Genomic DNA, 16,607 nt, shown 5'->3' on the forward strand with positions numbered 1-16,607 from the left:
CACGACCGGGGACAGGGAAGAAACCGGCCGCACCATCAAGCCTGACAGCACCCTCACACCCACACCACCCCAACAACACAATGGGCAACAGGATCGGCGGCCGTGACGGTCGTCGCCACGTTGCCGCTGTCGCGAACCGGGCTGCCCCTGCTGCTGGCGCTGTGCGCGCTGGTGGTCGCGGCGGAGCGGCTCTCGCGGGTCCAGATCGGCACCTCGGGCTGGACCATGTCGGTGTCGCTGGTCGTCACGCTCATCACTGTGCTGGTCCTGCCGCCGCCGGGGGCCGCGCTGGTCGGCCTGGCCAGCTCGGTGCCGATGCCCCGGCAGCCGAGCTGGACCTGGACCAAGCAGACCATCAACTCCGCGATGTCGAGCCTGATCCCGGCCAGCGGCTCGGCCGTCTGCTACCTCGCGGGCGGCCACGATTCCAGCCACTTCCTGTACTTCCCGGAGTTCCTGTGGCCCGCCGCCGCCGCGTTCACCACCTGCCTGGTGGTCAACGCGCTGGTCATCGCCAGCTATGTGGGGCTGGCCACGCACCACCGTTTCGTGGACGCCCTGCGCGGCGACATCCGCCGCGCGACCATGCCGTACTACTCCTCGGGCGTGCTGGCGCTCATCTTCCTGTCGCTGTGGGACGACATCGGCTGGTACACCGCGCCGCTGGTGGTCGTGCCGATGTACATCGCGCACTGGAGCCTGTCGCAGTACGCGAAGGAGAACGCGGCGCACGAGGGGACGATCGCGGCGCTGGTGCAGGCCGTGGAGATCAAGGACTCCTATACCCGCGGCCACAGTGAGCGGGTCGCGCGCGGCGCGGAGATGCTCGCCGAGCAGCTGAAGATGCCGCAGGACCGCTTGGCGATGCTCCGCTTCGCCGGGTTGCTGCACGACATCGGCAAGCTCGGCGTCCCCACCCGTCTGCTCACCAGCACCGGGGGTCTGACCGAGGAGGAGTTCAAGCTCCTGTGCATGCACCCCAACCACGGGGTGGCGGTGCTGCGCGACATCCGCTTCCTGACCGAGGTCTACGAGGGCGTCCTCTACCACCACGAGCGTCTCGACGGCCGCGGCTACCCGACCGGCAAGTCCGGCGAGCAGATCCCGGAGTTCGCCCGCATCATCGGCGTCGCCGACGCCTTCGACGCGATGACCTCCACCCGCTCCTACCGCGCGGCCCGCTCGGTCGAGGAGGCGGTGGCCGAGCTGCGCCGCGGCGCCGGCACCCAGTTCGACCCGGTGCTGGTCCGCGCCTTCGAGGACGCGCTGGAGTTCGCCGAGCGCGCCGGCAAGCCGTGGGTGCCCACGGAGCTGGTGCCCGCCGAGCCCGCGCAGGACGACGGGACGAGCACGGCCGCGTCGAGCCCGTGGCCGCTGCCCAAGCGGGTGCCGGGCTTCTCCTTCGCCGACCACGACGACCCCTTCGTCCCGGTGGAGTGGTTCTCGACCTGGTACCCGAGCTGGCTGACGCCCGAGGGCGAGCCGGGCCCGGACGGCGAGGGGCAGGCCGGCGGGATCCCGGGCCAGCGCGCGGGCGAACCGGAGCCGGCGGTCGCCGAGATCGAGGCCGTGGTGGAGGCCGAGGTGGGGGCCGTGGTGGAGGCCGTGGCCGAAGCGGACCTCGACGACGGCTGGTCGGAGCGGATGCACTCGGCCGTGGTGCGCGAGCCGGAGCCGGAGCTCGACGAGGGCTGGGCTTGGGACGCGGAGCGGGGTGCGGTCGAGGCGGAGGGTGGCGAGGCTGAGCCTGAACCCGGGTCCGAACCCGAGTCGGATCTAGAGGCTTCAGTCGAGGATCATTCGGTGACGCTGGAGCAGCCGACAAAGTCCGAGCCCGCGCCCGAGCACCCCGCCGGGAACGCCACCGCGGCACCGTCCACCCGCTGGCCGGTCGACCCCGGCCTGAACGGCGAACCCCGCGGCTCCATGCGCGTGCGCACCCCGACTCCGGCCGCCGAAGCCGATCCGCGCGGTACCGGCACCGTGTCGGCCGCCGACGGCTCTGCGGCTCCGGACGCTGATTTCGACCTGCGCAAGCCGGCCGCCCTCTGCCAGGGGGTCGCGGGCCCCGCCGTCGAGCCGGGAGACGCGGCCGAGGACACTGTGGCCATGCCCAAGGCCGGCGACCCCGAAGCGTGGACCCCCTCACCGGAGCCGTGGGTCGCCTCCGAGTCGTCCGCCGAGGTCCCCGGGGCTCCGAAGGCCGGCGACCCGGCCGACGCCGACGGCCGCTCCGGGCCGTCCCTGGGCTCGGCGTGGTTCGCGCGCGGCGCGGGCGGCTCTTCCCCGACGCTCCACTTCTTCGGCCCCGGCGACAGCAGTCCGTGGCCGCCGCGCGACCCCGACGCGAAGGACTCCGAGGAGTCCCCTGCATGAACCACGCCAAGCCCCCGAGCCACCGGGCCTTCGAGGCCGACAACGACGCGCAGACGGCCTGGGCGCAGAGCAACCCGCTGCTGATCGTCCTGGCCTGCTTCGTGGCGTTCGCCGCGGTCGCCGCCTGCGCGGTCCACGGCTTCGACCAGCCCGGCTACGCCCTCGCCTTCGGCGCGATCATCGCCGCCGGCGAGGCCTTCCGGGTGCGGCTGCCCGGTGGGCGCGAGGCGGCGCCGCTGGGGGCGGCCACCGGCCTGGCCTACGCCGTGCTCACCGAGGTCGGCCACCAGCCGGCGCTGCACAACGCGTCGCAGGCGGTCGCGGTGGCGGCGTTCGGCTTCCTGGTCGGTTCCGTGCCGCACCTGGCGGTCCGGCGGCCGGCCACCCTGGACTACACCGCCCGCCGCTTCCTCATGGTCGCGCTCACCGCGTGGCTGTTCCGGATGTTCTACCTGCGCTGGGTGCTCGGCACCCGGGTCGACAACCCTCGGCTGCTGCAGCCGGACCCGCTGGACCCGACCTTCCTGAGCCGGCACCTGCACAGCCTGGCGGTGGGCTCGGCGACCGCCGGGTTCCTGCTGCTGGCCATCGTCGGCGACGGCGTGGTCGGCTCGATCCTGCAGGCCGGCCAGCACCGGCGCCCGATCCTGGCCGCGGCCCGGGACGAGGCGACCTTCACCACCCGCGTCGGGCTGGCCGTGGTGGCCACCACGCTGCTGGTCTGCCTGGCCTCGCGCACCATGTCCATCTGGGTCCTGCCGGCCCTGTGCCTGCCGCTGGCCTTCACCCAGCTCGCGCTGCGCCGCTACGCCCGCATCAAGGAAGTCCACCTGGAGACGATCAGGGCCCTGTCCCGCATCACCGAGGTGGCCGGCCTGACCCAGCCCGGGCACGCCCGCCGGGTGGCCCGCACCTGCCAGCGCATCGGCCGCGAGCTGGGCCTCAGCGAGGCACAGCTGCTGGACCTGGAGTACGCCTCCCTGATGCACGACATCGGGCAGCTCTCCGTCGCCGAGCCCGTGCACGGCGGCCGCACCGCGCCGCTGTCCCTGGTGCGCCAGCGCGAGCTGGCCCGGGCCGGCGCCGAGGTGATCCGCCGCGCCGGCGCCCTGGGCAACGCCGCGGAGATCGTCGAGCACCACCCCGACCCGTTCGGCGCCGCGGGCCCGCTGCCCAGCCGCATACTGCGGGTCGCCAACGACTACGACGACCTGGCCGGCGCGCAGCCGGAGTCGGCCGAGCGCACCGAGGCGCTGCGCCACATCCGGCTCGGGCTGGCGGTGCACTACGACCCGGCGGTGGTGGAGTCGCTGAGCCGGATGGTCGGGGAGTAACCACCACCCCTGCGCGGGCATGTACGTGGTGCGGCGTGATTGGATGCGCTCGTACATCGTTAGCTTGTGACTGCGAGGGAGCATCGAACGTGGCCGAGGAAGTCCGCGCCGAGATGGTGGCCAACGTGTGGAAGATCGTGGTCGCCGAGGGCGACGACGTCGAGGACGGCGACACGATCGTGATCCTCGAGTCGATGAAGATGGAGATCCCGGTCCTGGCCGAGGTCTCGGGCAAGGTGTCGCGCCTGGGCGTGGCCGAGGGCGACGTGGTGCAGGAGGGGGACCTCATCGCCGTGATCGGCTGAGGTCTCAGCCCGCTCATGACGAAGCGCGCCGCCGGATGCTTCCGGTGGGCGCGCTTCTGTGTTGCTCAGGCGGGTATTCCTCAGCCTGTGTTCCTCAGCCCGTGACGGTCCCGTGCTCGACGCAGCGCGCCGACCACCCGGTGGGCACGACCTGCACCACCATCCGCCGCCGGCAGTGCCCGCAGTACCGCGGCGGTTCCAGCTCCGCCCGCGCGGCGCACCGCTCATGTCCGGTCACCGCCGTCGGCTCGCCGCACTGCCCGCAGTAGTCCATGCAGGCAAGGTAACACCCGCTCACCCTTCTCCCGCCACCGCCCGGATGCCGCCGAACAGGTGACGCGGCTTTGGTATCACAGAACACGCCTCCACTACGCTGCGTGATCAGCTGTCCACCGTGATCAGCTGTCCACGCCCGCAGGAGGCCGAGCCGTGTACCCGTCCGTGACCACCGCGATGGACCCGGTATTGGTGGCGCGCTGGCAGTTCGCGAGCACCACGGTCTACCACTTCCTGTTCGTCCCGCTGACCATCGGCACGGCGTTCCTGGTCGCCGGCTTCCAGACGGCCTGGTACCGCACCGGCAAGGAGCAGTACTACCGGGCCACGAAGTTCTGGGGCCGGCTGTTCCTGATCAACTTCGCCCTCGGCCTGGTCACCGGGCTCGTGCAGGAGTTCCAGTTCGGCATGAACTGGTCGGAGTACTCCCGTTTCGTCGGCGACATCTTCGGCTCGCCGCTGGCCATCGAGGCGCTGCTGGCGTTCTTCCTGGAGTCCACGTTCCTGGGCCTGTGGATCTTCGGCTGGGAGCGGCTGCCCCGGGGCGTGCACCTGGCCTGCATCTGGATCGCCGCGTTCGGCACCATGGCCAGCGCCTACTTCATCCTGGCGGCCAACTCCTTCATGCAGCACCCGGTCGGCTACGTCTACAACGAGCTCAAGGGCCGCGTGGAGCTGACCGACTTCTGGGCCGTGATCACCCAGCGGACCACCGTGATCACCTTCCTGCATGTGCTGACCGCCTGTTTCCTGTGCGCCGGCGCCGCGCTGGTCGGCATCTCCTGCTACCACCTGCGCAAGAAGCAGGAGCCCGCGGTCTTCCGGCCCTCGCTGCTGGTCGGGCTCTGGGCCCTGCTGATCGCCGGCGTCGGGGTCGCGCTGACCGGGGACCAGCAGGGCAAGGTGATGTTCGAGCAGCAGCCGATGAAGATGGCCTCGGCCGAGGCGCTGTGGGACACCCAGGGCCCGGCGCCGTTCTCCCTGTTCGCCATCGGCGACGTGGAGAAGGGCCGCAACTCGGTCGAGATCCAGATCCCGCGCCTGCTGTCCTTCCTGGCCCACGGCAACTTCCACGACCCGGTCCCCGGCATCAACCAGACCAATGCCGCCGAGCAGGCCGAGTTCGGGCCCGGCGACTACCGGCCGTGGATCCCGATGGCGTACTGGTCCTTCCGCTGGATGATCGGCTTCGGGATGTTCTCGGTCCTGGTGGCGGTCTTCGGGCTCTGGTTCACCCGCCGGGGCCGCACGCCGTCCGGCCGCGGGGGCGCCTGGTTCTGGCGCTTCGGCCTGTGGACCCTGGTCTTCCCGGTGATCGGCTCGGCCTGGGGCTGGATCTTCACCGAGACCGGACGCCAGCCCTGGATCGTCTACGGCCTGATGCGCACCCGCGACGGCGTCTCGACGTCGGTGCCGGCCGGCCGCGTGCTCACCTCGCTGATCCTGTTCGCGGCGCTCTACGCGGTGCTCGCGGTGGTCGAGGTGGGCTTGTGCGTCAAGTACGTCCGCGCCGGGGCCCACGACGTCGTCCCGGCGGCCGCGCCGGCCGGTTCCGACGGCGACGACGACCAGCCGCTGGCGTTCGCGTACTGAGCGTCGGCTTCGCGCCCTGAGCACGAGAGGTGGACGGCCGTGAGCCTGGTGGACTTCTGGTACCTGCTGATCGCGGTGCTGTGGATCGGCTACTTCTTCCTGGAGGGCTTCGACTTCGGGGTCGGGATCCTGACCCGGGTGCTGGCGCGCGACGAGACCGAGCGCCGGGTCCTGATCAACACCATCGGCCCGGTCTGGGACGGCAACGAGGTGTGGGTGATCACGGCGATCGGCGCCACCTTCGCCGCGTTCCCCAACTGGTACGCCACCCTGCTGTCCGGGTTCTACGTGCCGTTGCTCCTGGTGCTGCTGGCCCTGATCGTCCGCAACGTCGCCTTCGAGTACCGCGGCAAGAGCGACGCCCGGCACCGTCCCTGGTGGGACTGGTGCATCTTCCTCGGCTCGCTGCTTCCGCCGCTGCTGTGGGGCCTGGTGTTCGGCTGCATGTTCTCCGGCACCGCCATCGGCCCCGACATGAACTTCCACGGCACGATGTCCGACTTCCTCACCACCTTCGACGGCATCGTCGGCGCCCTGGCCTTCCTGGTCCTGTTCCTCACCCACGGCGCCGTCTACACCGCGCTGAAGACCCGCGGCCCGATCCGCGACGGTGCGCGGCGGCTCGCGGTTCCGGGCGCGCTGGTGAGCGTGGTGCTGGTCGGCGTGCTGCTGGGCCGGGTGAACAACCGCTGGGGCGGGCCGCTGTCCTGGACGGTGGCGGTGGTGCCGCTGGTGGCGCTGCTGGTGTGCGCGGCCGTGCTGCGGACCGGGCGGCGGGACGGCTGGGCCTTCGTGTTGTCGGGGGTGGCGGTGGCGGCGATGGTGGCGTCGATGTTCATCGCGCTGTTCCCGATCGTGATGCCCTCCTCGCTGAACCCGCAGTGGTCGCTGACGGTGCACTCGGCGGCGTCCTCGCACTACACGCTGACGGTGATGAGCGTGGTGGCGTGCGTGTTCACGCCGCTGGTGCTGCTGTATCAGAGCTGGACGTACTGGGTGTTCCGCAAGCGGATCGGGGTTCGGAACATCCCGGCGGCGCACTGATGGCCTCGCGCGTCTCGGTGGGGTGCTGATGCTCGACCGTCGGCTGGCGCTTCACGCCGGCGCGGTGCGTCCGTGGGTGGTGCTGTGCGCGGCGCTCGGGACGCTGTCGGCGCTGTCGGTGATCGGCCAGGCGTGGGCGCTGGCCTCGCTGATCGCGGTCGGCTTCCGAGATCAGCCGGCCGCCACGGCGCCGGCGGTCTGGCCGTGGCTGGCGCTGCTGGCCGTCAGCGTCGGGGCGCGGGCGGCGATCGCGTGGGCCACGGAGGCGGCGGCGTTCCGGGCGGCGGCGTCGGTGAAGTCGGAGCTGCGCGGCCGCCTGGCCGCCGCCTTCCTGGCGCTGGGCCCGCGATGGCTGGCCGGCCGCAAGACCGCCCCGCTGGTGACGCTGGCCACCCGCGGCGTGGACGGCCTGGACGGCTACTTCGCGCGCTACCTGCCGCAGCTGGTGCTCTCGGCGACGGTCCCGGCGGCGGTCCTGGCGGTGCTGTTCACCGCGGACTGGGAATCAGGCCTCATCGTCGCGGTGACGCTCCCGCTGATCCCGCTGCTCCTGTGGCTGGTCGGCGCGGCGACGCGCACGCACGTGGAGCGCCGCCGCCGGGCCCTGGACGTGCTGGCCGGACACTTCCTGGACGTGGTCGCGGGCCTGCCGGACCTGCTGGTCTTCGGCCGCGCCCGGGCCCAGGCCGCCGCGATCCGGCGCGCGACGGACGAGGACCGCGCGGCGACGCTGCGGACGCTGCGGCTGGCGTTCCTGTCGTCGCTGGTGCTGGAGCTGGCCTCGACGATCGCGGTGGCGATGGCCGCGGTCGGCGTGGGCCTCCGGCTGGTGGCCGGGACGCTGGACCTGCGCACGGGGCTGCTGGTGCTGATCCTGGCGCCGGAGGCGTACTGGCCGCTGCGACAGGTGGGGGCGTTCTACCACGCGAGCGCGGAGGGGACGGCGGCTGCGGCGGAGGTTTTGGAGGTGCTGGAGGCGGTGCCGGCGGGGTCGGTGGGGTCGAGTCGGGCCCCGGTCCCGATCCCGATGCCGCGTGTCTCGCTGCCTGCCGCCGGTATCGAGATCAAGGGGCTGACGGTCAGATACCCGGGCCGTGCGGAACCGGCTTTGTCGGACTTCTCTCTGATGGTGGCGCCGGGGGAGTGCGTGGCACTGGTCGGGGCTTCGGGCGCGGGCAAGTCGACGGTGCTGAAGGCCCTGCTGGGCTTCGTGGACCCGGAGTCGGGAACGGCGGCCACTGGCGCACCGGTGGCGTGGCTGCCGCAGCATCCGTACTTGTTTGCCGGGACGGTGGCGGAGAACGTGCGCCTGGCCCGCCCGGACGCCCCGGACGCGGCGGTCTGGGCGGCCCTGCACGCGGCGGCGGCAGCGGACTTCGTCGCGGCCCTCCCAGGCGGTCTGGCAGCCCAGATTGGCGAGGGCGGCCACGGGCTGTCGGCGGGCCAGCGGCAACGGCTCGGCATTGCCCGGGCTTTCCTGGCGGACCGCCCGGTGGTCCTGCTCGACGAGCCGACCGCGTCCCTGGACCCGGCTGCGGAGGCCGAGGTGGTGGCCGGCATCCGCCGCCTTATGGCGGGCCGCACCGCGCTCGTGGTGGCGCACCGTGCGGCGCTTCTGGAGGTGGCCGATCGGGTGGTGGTGGTCGGGCGCACCGCTGAGGTGGATGGATGCGAGCCGGAAGAGGCTTCGCCTGCCGACTACCGCGATGCTGCCGCCGAGCGCTATGCAGCAGTCGAGTGCGATGTCCCAGCCGACCGCCACCCGACCGCCCGCCTCGCCCTCGCCTCCGCCCTCGGCGCCGCAGCGTTCGCCGCCGCGGCCGGCCTGGCGGCCACGTCGGCGTGGCTCATCTCGCGGGCGGCGCAGCGTCCGCCGATCTTCGATCTCATGATCGCCATCACCGCGGTCCGGGCCTTCGGCATCGGCCGGGCCGTGTTCCGCTATGCCGAGCGTCTCGTCGCGCACGATGCGGCCTATCGGATCCTCGCCTCCCTCCGTGCACGCACCTACGACCGCCTCTGCCGCCAGGCGCCGGGGCGGCGGCGTGGCGAGTTGCTGGCCCGCTTCGTCGCCGACGTCGACGCGGTCCAGGACCGCTACGTCCGCTTCCTGATCCCGGCGGCCGCGGCGGGGGTGGTCGGCGCGGTCGGCGTCGCGGCGCTGGCGACGGCGCTGCCGAGTGTCGCGGCGGTCACGGCCCTGGGCCTGCTCGCCACCGGCATCGTGATCCCGCTCGTGGCATCCCGCACCTCCGCCAAGGCCGACCGGCACCTGGCCCCGGCCAAAGGCCGCCTCACCGCCGAACTCCACGACCTCCTGCGCGGCGCCCCCGACCTGATCGCCGCCAGCGCCACCGCGCCCCGCCTGAAGCGCGTCCAGGCCGCCGACCACGACGTCACCGCCGCCGAACGCCGCTCAGCCGCCGCCCGGGGCCTCGGCGCGGCGCTCACGATCCTCGCGACCGGCGCCACGGTCTGGGGCGCCGCCTACGCCGGACTGGAGGTGCTGCACGAGGGTGCGGCCCAGGCCACACAAGCGGCCACACAGGGGCCCACAGCTGCTGTCGGCCACGCCTTCGCTACTCCCGCTGGCCGCGCCGCCACAGCAGCCACAGCCGCTGCGCACCAAGCAGCAACCCACCCCCACATCCCCGCCACCCTCCTGGCCGTCCTCGTCCTCACCCCCCTCGCCCTCCTCGAAGCCACCGCCGCCCTCCCCCAAGCCCTCCAGCACCTCCGCCGCGCCCGAGCCGCCGAGCTCCGCGTCCGCGAAGTCCTCGCCGCCCCCGACGCCGTCCGCGAGCCCACCGCCCCGCCCGAGCTCCCGTCGGACCACACCATCCGCGTCGCCGACCTCCACGTCACCTGGCCCGGCCGTCCCGAGCCCACCCTCAGCGGTCTCGACCTCGACCTCGCGCCCGGCCGCAAGATCGCCGTCGTCGGCCCCAGCGGCTCGGGCAAGACCACCCTCATCAGCGCCCTGCTCCGGTTCGTCGACCCCGCGTCCCCGGGCGCCGTCACCCTCGGCGGCGTCCCGCTCACCGACCTGCGCTCCGAGGACGTGCGCCGCGTTGTCGGCCTGTGTGCGCAGGACGCCCACGTCTTCGACAGCACCCTGCGTGAGAACCTCCGCCTGGCGCGGCCCGACGCCACCGAGGCAGACCTCGCCGACGTCCTCGCCCGAGCCCGCCTCGCCGACTGGGTCCGCACCCTGCCGGCCGGTCTGGACACCTTCGTCGGCGAGCACGGCGCGCGCCTGTCCGGCGGCCAGCACCGCCGGCTCGCGCTCGCGCGGGCGCTGCTCGCCGACTTCCCCGTCCTGCTCCTGGACGAGCCCACCGAGCACCTCGATCCCGCCACCGCCGATGCCCTGCTGCGCGACCTCCTCGCGCTGCCGAAGACCCTGCTCCTGGTCACCCATCGACTCGGCGGGCTGGAGGCGGTCGACGAGATCGTCGTGCTCGACGGCGGCCGCGTGATCGAGCGCGGTACCTGGGCCGAGCTGATGCGCAAGCGGGGCGCCTTCCACAGCCTGTGTAGGGTCTACGCGTGACCGAAGCCCACGCCACCGCCGGCGGCGACGCCGAAGGCGCGCCGATCCAGGCGCAGATCACCCTGCACGTCACCGAAGCCGACACCGCGCAGGCCGTCGGCTCCGGCGACCTCCCGGTCCTCGGCACGCCGCGCCTCGTCGCCCTGGCCGAGCAGGCGACCGTGGCAGCGGCCGAGCCGCTGCTGGGCGGGGGCCAGACGACGGTCGGCACGCGCATCCGCTTCGACCACCTCTACCCGACCCCGGTCGGCGGCAGCGTCACCGCCGCCGCCGAGCTCGCGCACCGCGACGACCGGCTCCTGCGCTTCACCGTGGCCGCCCACGACGCTGACGGCCGCCTGATCGGCGAGGGCGAGATCACCCGCGTCATCGTCAACGCCGAACGGTTCATGGCGAAGCTCTGATCCGGCAGGACTCGGTAAACCAGGGTTCTAGCTTTCCTTGGCGGCCCGCAGCGAGAACATCAGCGGCACTCGGGGCATCCCGGCCGGCAGCCGGTAGGTGCCGTCCCGCTCCTCCAGCGCCCGGAACCGCGGGAACAGCGTCATCTCGTACTCGTGCAGGAACTCCAGCCGCAGCCCGGCGCCGATCAGGGCGCTGACGATCTCGCCGATCCCGTGGTTGAACTGCACGGTCACGTTCTCCAGCGTCGAGGCCTCGAGATCCGCGTACGTCCCGGGCTCGTCCCACACCTGCGGCGAGGCGTCGAAGTAGTCGTAGGCGACCGTGCGGCCGTCCTCGTCGCTCAGCGTGTTCCCGAACGGGTGGAACTCCGAGACGTACAAGAACCCGCCCGGTTTCACCATCGACGCCGCCACCCGCGCCCACCGCTCGATGTCCGGCAGCCAGCACAGGGCGCCCTTGCCGGTGTAGACGACGTCGAACTGCTCGCCGTCCAGCGCTTCGGCGGCCTGGTAGACGTCCGAGGTGACCCAGCGCGAGCCGGCGACGCCGATCCGCTCGGCCAGGGCCGCCGCGGCCGCCGTCGCCGGCGCCGAGAAGTCCAGTCCGGTGACCACGGCGCCGTGCCGGGCCCAGCCCAGCGTCTCGGTGCCGATGTGGCTCTGCAAATGCAGCAACTGCTTGCCGTGCACGTCGCCGACCTCGGCGAGCTCGAAGTCCTCCAGCGTCTCCCGTCCGGCGACGAAGGAGTCGAGGTCGTAGAACCGGCCGCCGACGTGGATCGGCACCCGCTCGTCCCAGTTGGCGCGGTTGTACTCCAGCCAGTTCGCGGGATCAGGGGCGGTCGCTTCGGGGCTCATGGAGCCCGACGCTAATGCGCGCTCAGCGGGCGATCAAAGGGAATACCGCCTCAGGCGTAATCCCGGTCCCTCGGGTCGGGCCGGTCCAGGTTCCAGTGCCGGCCGACGCCGACGATCCAGTCCGCGAGGTTCCCGTCCTTCTCGCGGGGCCGCAGGACGAAGCGGCAGATGCTGCTCTGTCCGCCCTCGTGGTCGCTGTACAGGACCTCGACGGTGAACACCCGCCGCTCCTTGATCGCCGCCGCCATCACGTCGTACTGCGGGTCGTCGGTCTGGCGGATCGCGGCGTGCCAGTAGCCGACGTCGTGGGCCGGGATGAACAGGTCGCGGACCATGCGGCGGTAGTCCTGGGGCGCCGTGTGCCGGTCCTCCGGCCCTCTGCGCTCGTCGGAGACCGACCAGCCCTGCAGGACCGCCAGTCCCGCGCCGGAGTTGCGGATCGAGATCGCGAAGTAGATGTTGCCGTCGACGGTCTCGGCGTAGCCTCGGCCGCCGCTGACCACCGCCCAGTGGTCGTCGGCCCAGAAGATCTTCTCGTCGCGGTCGGTCAGCCGCGAGGTCAGCAGCACCGGACGCAGCCCCACCAGCACGGCCCGCTCGGCGGCGGCCGCGGCGCGCGAGGCCGAGCGCACCGATTTCAGCGTGGCCGCCGCCAGGATCACCGTGGTCCCGGCGGTGGCCAGCGAGGATATGGTCACCCAGTCAGTCACGCGGTGGAGACTACAAAACTCACAGCCCTGTGGTCGATCGCGGATAGGCGATCGTCTGGTCGGTGGCGATGTTGACCAGGTACGGCACGCCCGAGGCGAAGGCCCGGTCCAGCGCCGGCCCGATCTGCGCCGGGTCGGTCACGAACTCCCCGCCGCCGCCGAGCGCCTGCACCACCTTGTCGTAGCGCGCGTCGGGGTTCAGATCCGCGGCGACGTCGTACCCGTACAAAGCCTGCATCGGGTGCTTCTCCAGGCCCCAGCACGCGTTGTTGCCCATCACCATCACGACCGGAAGCCCGTGCCGCACCAGGGTGTCCACGTCCATCAGCGAGAAGCCGGCCGCGCCGTCGCCGAACAGCAGCACCACCTGCGAGGTGGGCCGCGCCAGCCGGGCGGCGATCGCGTAGCCCAGGCCCGTGCCCAGACAGCCGTAGGGGCCCGGGTCCAGCCAGCAGCCGGCGCGGCCGGGCTCGACGAAGCGGCCGGCGAAGGACACGAAGTCGCCGCCGTCGCCGATCACCACCGCGTCGTCGGCCAGGCGGGGCAGCAACTCGCCGTAGATCCGGGCCGGGTGGATCGGATCGGAGGCGGCGGTCAGCATGTCCCGGTCGGAGGCGATGGCCGCGGCGGCCTTGTCCTGCAAGGCGGACAGCCAGTCCGCGTACGCGCCCGGCTTCGCCGCCTCGCGCCAGGACTCCGCGATGCCCTCGAAGGCCGTCGCCAGGTCGCCGGCGGCGCTCGCGGCCAGCCCGATATGCCCGCTGAGCTGCCCGGGGGAGTCCACGAGGTGCACGACCGGCGCGAGCGGACCGCCGTCCCGGCCGCCGAACATCCCGTAGCCCAGGCGGAAGTCCAGCGGGGTGCCGGCGACGATCACCAGGTCCGCGCCGCCGAACGCGGCCGAGCGGGCCCGGGTGACCAGCTGGCGGTGGCCGCGCGGCAGGATGCCGCGGCCCATGCCGTTGGTGATGACCGGGACCCCGGTCTCCTCGGCGAAGGCCAGCGCGGCGGTGTCGGCGTTGTCCATCCAGACGTCCGAACCCAGCACCAGCACCGGCTTGGCGGCGCGGGCGAGCAGATCGCCGATGGCCGCCAGCGCGTCGGCGTCCGGGGCGAGGGCCCGGCGCGCCCCGACCGCCGGCAGCGGCGCGGCGTCGACGTCGAACGCCGCCTCCAGGGACAGGTCGAGGAAGACCGGCCCGCGGTGCGGGGCGTCGGCGAGCGTGAAGGCGCCGTCGAGGTCCGCCGCCAGCGTCGCCGTGGTGTGCACGGTCGCCGAGTGCTTGGTCACCGGGGCCAGCAGCGGCGGGTGGTCCAGCTCCTGCAGCGCGCCCTTGCCCCAGTTGGAGTCCGCCGCCCGCCCGCCGAGCACGACCACCGGCGAGCCGTTGAAGTGCGCCGTGGTGACCGCCGAGACGCCGTTGGTGATGCCGGGGCCGGCGGTCAGGACCGCCAGGCCCGGCTTGCGGGTCAGCTTGGCGGTGGCCTCGGCGGCGAAGACGGCGGTCTGCTCGTGCCGGACGTCCAGGATCGGCATCGGCGGGTCGGCCTTCACCGCGCCGTCATAGAGCGAGAAGACGTGTCCGCCCGAGAGCGTGAACATCGTCTGGACGCCGTGCGCGCGGGCCACCTCGACGGAGATCTGGCCGCCGTGCAGCGGTTGCGGGGTTTCGGGCTGTGCTTCGGTCACGACGGTCACCTGTGGGGTTCGGGCGGACTGGGGCGAAGTTACGTGCCAGTAGCTTTCCGCCCCGCCCCGGCTTCCGCAAGGGTCACAGGTCGATCCTCATCACCCGGCGCCGGGGTGTCGGGCTGCTCACCTCCTGGAATCCGCAGGCCTCGTAGGTGCTCTTCGCCCCGACGAACAGCTCGCCCCACACGACCTCCTTGCCGGGCTCGGTGATCAACGCGTAGCCCTCGACGGCGGTCGCTCCGCGCTCGCGGGCGAAACCGACCGCGGCCTCGGTCAGCGCCCGGCTGACGCCGCGGCGGCGATAGCCCGTGCGGACCACGAAGCAGGTGATCGCCCAGACCCCGGGGTCGTCGCGGTCCTCGTCGCGGCCGGTCCACGGCACTCGCATGCCCCGCAGCCGCGGATACGCCGTTCGGGGCTCCACCGCGCACCAGCCGACCGGCTCGCCGCCGAGATAGGCGACCAGCCCGCTGGTGCTCCCGGACTCCGGTTCGCCGCAGCGGGTCTGATCCCGCAGGCGGGACTCCTTCTCCTGCTGCGCCATGGTGCGTCACTCCTTGGCAGGGGACTTGAACCACTGGCACTGGCAGTCATACGGCACACCGCGCTCGCCGAAGACCGTGCGCAGGTCCTCTGCCGAGGCTTGGCTCGCCGGGACGACGGTGATGATCCTGGAGTCCGTCATAGGCGCACGATAGACCCGGCCACGGACGGCGCCAGGGCGGCACGGCTCACAGACCGATCGCCTCGGCGACCTCGGCCAGGTCCTGTGCGGTCAGCCGCACCGCGCCGGCCTTCGCCCAGCCGTCCACCTGCGCGGCGTTCCGCGCTCCGACGATCGCGCCGGTGACCCCCGGCCAGGCCAGCGTCCAGGCGATGACCGCCTCGGTGACGCTCACCTGTCGATCCAGTTCACGCCGGAGTCGACCGCGTGGCGGATGGCGGCGATCGATTCGGCGTCGTCGGTGGCGCCCCAGCTGTAGGCCCAGCCGCTGCCGGAGACGGCCCAGGAGCCGAAGCCGACGCGGGTGACGGCCAGGTCGGTGGTGCCGAGCCGGGCGGTCTCCAGGCTCTGATTCGCGGTCTCGTTCGTCATGACGGCAACGATCCGCCTTTCGCGCGGGCCTACCCAGGACCGCCCGATGCCTAGGCACGGGATGACCAGGATGCGCCGCGCGTGTTAGGCAGGATCGTGAGCATCGACAGGCGTGCGGAGTTGGGCGAGTTCCTGCGGTCCCGGCGAGCCAGGCTCAACCCGGCCGACGTGGGGCTGCCCGACCACGGCGGCCGGCGCCGGGTACCGGGGCTGCGGCGCGAGGAGCTGGCGCTGCTGGCCGGGGTCAGTGTGGACCACTATGTGCGGCTGGAACAGGGCCGCAGCCTGCAGTTCTCTGAAGAAGTCCTCGACGCCGTGGCCCGGGCGCTCCAGCTGGATCCGACTGAGCGGGAGCACCTGTACCGGCTCGCGCGAACGCCTTCCGCTCAGGTGTATCAGGGCACGGGCAAGCGCGAACCGCAAGAAGTACGGCCGGGGCTGCGCAGGCTGCTGGACTCCACGATCGATGTCCCGGCCTACGTCGTGGGTCTCGGCACTGATGTGCTCGCGTGGAACCAGCTCGCGGCGGCACTGCTCACCGACTTCGGCACCCTGGCGCCGCACGAGCGGAACCTGGCCTGGCTGGTCTGCCACGACGAGGGATTCCGCGCGCTGTTCGCCGATCCGCTCGCGAAGATGCAGGACATCGCGGCGTACGTGCGATTGGACGTCGGCCGGCACCCCGGCGACCAGGCACTCGGCGCCCTCATCGCGGAGCTGTGCCGCAACGCGGAGTTCGCGCGGGTGTGGGCCGAGAACGACGTGCGCGACAAGACCCACGGGAGCTGCACCTACCGGAACCCGGTCGTCGGCGAGATCAGGCTCGACTACGAGACCTTCAGGGCCCCCGACGACCCGGACCAGGCGCTGATCATGCAGACCGTGCCGGAGGGCTCGCCGGCCGAGGCGGCGCTCCGGCTGCTCGCCGCCGCCAACGCGCGCACACTGGGATCATGGATGACGATGAGCTGACCCAGAAGGTCGTCGGCTTGATGCGGCTCGCCCACACCATGGTCAAGGACTCGTCCCCGGTCAGCGACGCGGCTTTCGCGCAGGAGATGCGGGACGTCGCCGGCGGCCTGGGCAAGCCCGTGCTCGACCCGGACGCCAGCGAGGAGGTCCGCGCCGCCGTGAACGCCGCCTCCGCGCAGGTCAGCGGTGACCTCACGCGGGCCCTGGGGCTGTCGCTCGGACTGTTCGGCGTCTTCTCGGCCACCATCGAACGTGAGTACGCAGGTATTGACGTCGCGGCCTTCCTGGACCACCTCGCCGGCCACCAGTGACGCGGCCGGGCGACCAGGCGACCTGGCTCGACCTAGCGACCTGGCGATCTGGCGATCTGGCGGACACAGCGTGCCGACACGA

The 16,607-nt window shown here is 72.5% G+C and carries 16 protein-coding genes and 1 pseudogene; 9 read left to right on the forward strand and 8 right to left on the reverse strand.

Annotation, left to right across the window (positions count from 1 at the left end; translation table 11 throughout):
- Positions 1 to 102 precede the first annotated feature (102 nt).
- The 3 genes from ABIA35_RS36195 (at position 103) to ABIA35_RS36205 (ending at position 4,015) form a co-directional block, all read left to right on the forward strand.
- Positions 103 to 2,376, forward strand: coding sequence for an HD domain-containing phosphohydrolase (locus ABIA35_RS36195; protein WP_370360947.1), 2,274 nt, complete (start codon positions 103 to 105; stop codon positions 2,374 to 2,376).
- Complete coding sequence (locus tag ABIA35_RS36200; RefSeq protein ID WP_370360948.1) at positions 2,373 to 3,710, forward strand: HD-GYP domain-containing protein; 1,338 nt, start codon at positions 2,373 to 2,375, stop codon at positions 3,708 to 3,710. Before ABIA35_RS36195 ends, ABIA35_RS36200 begins: the two co-directional genes overlap by 4 nt.
- An 89-nt stretch (positions 3,711 to 3,799) precedes the next feature.
- Positions 3,800 to 4,015, forward strand: coding sequence for a biotin/lipoyl-binding carrier protein (locus ABIA35_RS36205; protein WP_370338249.1), 216 nt, complete (start codon positions 3,800 to 3,802; stop codon positions 4,013 to 4,015).
- 94 nt (positions 4,016 to 4,109) lie between these two features.
- On the opposite strand, the gene ABIA35_RS36210 is transcribed toward ABIA35_RS36205, so the two are convergent.
- Entirely contained in the window at positions 4,110 to 4,289 is a 180-nt protein-coding gene (locus ABIA35_RS36210) for a hypothetical protein (protein WP_370338251.1), read from the reverse strand.
- Positions 4,290 to 4,456: 167 nt separating this feature from the next.
- Between ABIA35_RS36210 and ABIA35_RS36215 the strand changes: the two genes are divergently transcribed.
- The 4 genes from ABIA35_RS36215 to ABIA35_RS36230 are packed head-to-tail and all read left to right on the forward strand — an operon-like array spanning position 4,457 to position 10,885.
- A complete protein-coding gene (locus ABIA35_RS36215) occupies positions 4,457 to 5,884 on the forward strand; it encodes a cytochrome ubiquinol oxidase subunit I (RefSeq protein ID WP_370360999.1) in 1,428 nt (475 codons plus the stop codon).
- A gap of 39 nt (positions 5,885 to 5,923) precedes the next feature.
- The gene (cydB, locus tag ABIA35_RS36220; protein WP_370338253.1) at positions 5,924 to 6,928 is read left to right on the forward strand and encodes a cytochrome d ubiquinol oxidase subunit II; all 1,005 of its coding nucleotides are present in this window, start codon (positions 5,924 to 5,926) and stop codon (positions 6,926 to 6,928) included.
- 28 nt (positions 6,929 to 6,956) lie between these two features.
- Positions 6,957 to 10,481, forward strand: coding sequence for a thiol reductant ABC exporter subunit CydD (gene cydD, locus ABIA35_RS36225; RefSeq protein ID WP_370360949.1), 3,525 nt, complete (start codon positions 6,957 to 6,959; stop codon positions 10,479 to 10,481).
- Positions 10,478 to 10,885, forward strand: a complete 408-nt coding sequence (locus tag ABIA35_RS36230) for a thioesterase family protein (protein ID WP_370338257.1) — start codon at positions 10,478 to 10,480, stop codon at positions 10,883 to 10,885. Before cydD ends, ABIA35_RS36230 begins: the two co-directional genes overlap by 4 nt.
- Positions 10,886 to 10,912: 27 nt before the next feature.
- On the opposite strand, the gene ABIA35_RS36235 is transcribed toward ABIA35_RS36230, so the two are convergent.
- The 7 genes and pseudogenes from ABIA35_RS36235 to ABIA35_RS36265 all read right to left on the reverse strand — a co-directional run.
- A complete protein-coding gene (locus tag ABIA35_RS36235) occupies positions 10,913 to 11,743 on the reverse strand; it encodes a class I SAM-dependent methyltransferase (RefSeq protein WP_370360950.1) in 831 nt (276 codons plus the stop codon).
- A gap of 50 nt (positions 11,744 to 11,793) precedes the next feature.
- The gene (locus tag ABIA35_RS36240; RefSeq protein ID WP_370338261.1) at positions 11,794 to 12,453 is read right to left on the reverse strand and encodes a hypothetical protein; all 660 of its coding nucleotides are present in this window, start codon (positions 12,451 to 12,453) and stop codon (positions 11,794 to 11,796) included.
- Between the two features lie 19 nt (positions 12,454 to 12,472).
- Entirely contained in the window at positions 12,473 to 14,152 is a 1,680-nt protein-coding gene (locus ABIA35_RS36245) for an acetolactate synthase (RefSeq protein WP_370338263.1), read from the reverse strand.
- A 73-nt stretch (positions 14,153 to 14,225) separates the two neighbouring features.
- Entirely contained in the window at positions 14,226 to 14,690 is a 465-nt protein-coding gene (locus ABIA35_RS36250; RefSeq protein ID WP_370360951.1) for a GNAT family N-acetyltransferase, read from the reverse strand.
- Positions 14,691 to 14,696: 6 nt separating this feature from the next.
- Positions 14,697 to 14,831 (reverse strand): hypothetical protein, encoded by a 135-nt coding sequence (locus ABIA35_RS36255; RefSeq protein ID WP_370360952.1) that lies wholly within the window; start codon positions 14,829 to 14,831, stop codon positions 14,697 to 14,699.
- 46 nt (positions 14,832 to 14,877) lie between these two features.
- The gene (locus tag ABIA35_RS36260; RefSeq protein WP_370360953.1) at positions 14,878 to 15,045 is read right to left on the reverse strand and encodes an aldo/keto reductase; all 168 of its coding nucleotides are present in this window, start codon (positions 15,043 to 15,045) and stop codon (positions 14,878 to 14,880) included.
- Positions 15,046 to 15,047: 2 nt separating this feature from the next.
- A pseudogene (locus ABIA35_RS36265) lies at positions 15,048 to 15,242 on the reverse strand (aldo/keto reductase); the annotation flags it as partial.
- A gap of 96 nt (positions 15,243 to 15,338) precedes the next feature.
- Between ABIA35_RS36265 and ABIA35_RS36270 the strand changes: the two are divergent.
- Positions 15,339 to 16,214, forward strand: a complete 876-nt coding sequence (locus ABIA35_RS36270; RefSeq protein WP_370360954.1) for a helix-turn-helix transcriptional regulator — start codon at positions 15,339 to 15,341, stop codon at positions 16,212 to 16,214.
- Entirely contained in the window at positions 16,196 to 16,525 is a 330-nt protein-coding gene (locus tag ABIA35_RS36275) for a hypothetical protein (RefSeq protein ID WP_370338270.1), read from the forward strand. The genes ABIA35_RS36270 and ABIA35_RS36275 overlap by 19 nt, the downstream gene beginning before the upstream one ends.
- Positions 16,526 to 16,607: the final 82 nt, after the last annotated feature.

The organism is Catenulispora sp. MAP12-49 (assembly GCF_041262705.1).
GTDB lineage: Bacteria > Actinomycetota > Actinomycetes > Streptomycetales > Catenulisporaceae > Catenulispora.

What these genes read in the sequence shown, in the direction of transcription:
- ABIA35_RS36200 (WP_370360948.1), top strand. Translation starts at nt 2,373, where the DNA reads ATGAACCACGCCAAGCCCCCGAGCCACCGGGCCTTCGAGGCCGACAAC.
- ABIA35_RS36210 (WP_370338251.1), bottom strand. Translation starts at nt 4,289, where the DNA reads ATGGACTACTGCGGGCAGTGCGGCGAGCCGACGGCGGTGACCGGACAT.
- cydD (WP_370360949.1), top strand. Translation starts at nt 6,957, where the DNA reads ATGCTCGACCGTCGGCTGGCGCTTCACGCCGGCGCGGTGCGTCCGTGG.
- ABIA35_RS36235 (WP_370360950.1), bottom strand. Translation starts at nt 11,743, where the DNA reads ATGAGCCCCGAAGCGACCGCCCCTGATCCCGCGAACTGGCTGGAGTAC.
- ABIA35_RS36250 (WP_370360951.1), bottom strand. Translation starts at nt 14,690, where the DNA reads ATGGCGCAGCAGGAGAAGGAGTCCCGCCTGCGGGATCAGACCCGCTGC.
- ABIA35_RS36255 (WP_370360952.1), bottom strand. Translation starts at nt 14,831, where the DNA reads ATGACGGACTCCAGGATCATCACCGTCGTCCCGGCGAGCCAAGCCTCG.
- ABIA35_RS36275 (WP_370338270.1), top strand. Translation starts at nt 16,196, where the DNA reads ATGGATGACGATGAGCTGACCCAGAAGGTCGTCGGCTTGATGCGGCTC.